This window comes from Aurantibacter sp. (assembly GCF_039941195.1).
Lineage (GTDB): Bacteria > Bacteroidota > Bacteroidia > Flavobacteriales > Flavobacteriaceae > Aurantibacter_A.
Window position 1 is genome coordinate 1 of record NZ_JBDVFA010000073.1, and the last position, 2,001, is coordinate 2,001.

The following is a 2,001-nucleotide window of genomic DNA, read 5'->3' on the forward strand; positions in this document are numbered from 1 at the left end:
AAATTTCATCTGATAAATGATGTATTTCAGCCGAAATATGACCTTTAAACGGAGATAAAATGTAGATAAACGTGAGTGAAAAAATGACCCCTTCGACGAGTGGATAAAAACGAAGGTTAAATGACCTCTAAATCTTCAAAATGCATCTAATTTCTAATATTTACATGAATTACATTTGTAAGAATAAACTATTATATTGCTGTTTAAATAGCGGCCTTTATTCTTAACTTATTAATTGACATGATTTCGAAAAAATTAATTCTATTGTTCTGTATCACATTCTTGGTTTCTTGTAAAGAATCAAAAAATGAACCTATATCAGCTGAAGAGAAACAAACACCGCCAAATGTTATATATATACTTGCAGATGATTTAGGATATGGAGATTTGGGAAGTTATGGACAGCAAAAGATAAAGACGCCCAATATTGATGGAATGGCGAAAGAAGGTATTCTATTTACGAATCATTATGCTGGTAATACAGTATGCTCTCCTTCTAGAGTTTCGCTATTAACCGGTTTGCACCAAGGTCATGCCGCTGTTCGAGGGAATTATAAAAATGAACTTACGGAATCCGATTTTACAATTGCTGAAATGTTTAAGGAATCTGGTTATGAAACTAACTTAATTGGGAAATGGGGGCTCGGGATGATTGGTACTGCTGGTGAGCCCAATAAACAAGGGTTTGATAGCTATTTTGGATATTTAAATCAAACCCGAGCACACAATTATTACCCAGATTACCTTATTGGTAATAGTAAAAAGGTATACTTGACTAATGAGGTTGTTTACATGAATAATGAAAAATCTAAGGGAATAAAAAGCTCAGCAACTCAGAAAAACGACTATTCACATTCCATATTTGTAGATTCAACTTTGGCATATATAAGTAAACCCAAAACCAAACCTTTCTTTTTATTTCTTCCGTTAACCATTCCACATGCTAATAATGAGGGTAAGTTAACAGCCGAACATGGCATGGAAGTGCCCGACTTGGGAATTTATGCTAATGAAGATTGGCCGGAAGCAGAAAAAGCCAAAGCAGCTATGATTAGTTTACTTGATACTGATGTTGGTCGAATACTCTCTAAATTAAAAGAGATGGATATCGAAGAAAATACTTTGGTGATTTTCACTAGTGACAACGGTCCTCATCAAGAGGGTGGGGTAGACCCTGATTTTTTTGATAGCAACGGCCCTCTTAAAGGTAAAAAGCGAGACTTATATGAAGGAGGTATACGAGTTCCTTTTATTGCTAAATGGCCAGGAAAAATTAAAAAGAACACGAGTTCAGCGTTACCATCTGTTTTTTATGATATGATGCCAACATTTGCCCAAATTGCGCAATACTCAGATTCTATTTCATCAGATGGATTGTCTATAGTGCCAACTCTTTTAGGTGATACTGAAGATCAGAAAACACATGATTATTTATATTGGGAGTTTTCAGAAGGAAAACATGATGCTCAGGCCGTAATTGCAGGTGATTGGAAATTGATTTATAAATATCACCCCAATTCATGGGAGTTGTATAATCTTTCAAAGGATATTGGTGAACAGACCAATGTTGTGACCGATAATCCAGAAATTTTCGAAAAACTGAAATCATATATGAAGGAAGCACATGTTTATGATGAAGATTATATTCTAGAGGGGGAAGAAGTACCTTCAACTTAATTAAAACTATTAGCTTTCATAAATCATCGGAAAAAACTTTCCTTTCATTTTTTCACCTTTTGCAATTTTAGGTACTTTTTGTAAAAGCTCATCATCTGTATTGCTAATTGTACCATCTGCAAAAGCGTTTAATACAAAGGCTCTACGACTAATTTCAGATTTGTTTTCATATGAACCATGTACCATTAGTGGGTGATGAAATGTTCCATAACCTTTTTTCAGTGCTATGGGCACCGGTTTAAATTCTGCTTTCTGCTCAGGTGTTAAATAGTTCATTAAACCGTTCATATCTCCGGCTAATGAAGGAGCGTCCAATAATCCCCA

Annotated in this window: 2 protein-coding genes; one reads left to right on the top strand and one right to left on the bottom strand. The window is 34.8% G+C overall.

From position 1 onward, the window contains the following. Positions 1-240 precede the first annotated feature (240 nt). Positions 241-1,677: an arylsulfatase gene (locus ABJF52_RS12585; protein ID WP_348150701.1), complete on the top strand. Its 1,437-nt coding sequence runs from the start codon at positions 241-243 to the stop codon at positions 1,675-1,677. Between the two features lie 9 nt (positions 1,678-1,686). Here ABJF52_RS12585 and ABJF52_RS12590 read toward each other — a convergent pair. Beyond that, on the bottom strand, positions 1,687-2,001 hold a 315-nt coding region (locus tag ABJF52_RS12590), incomplete at its 5' end, for a phytanoyl-CoA dioxygenase family protein (protein WP_348150703.1).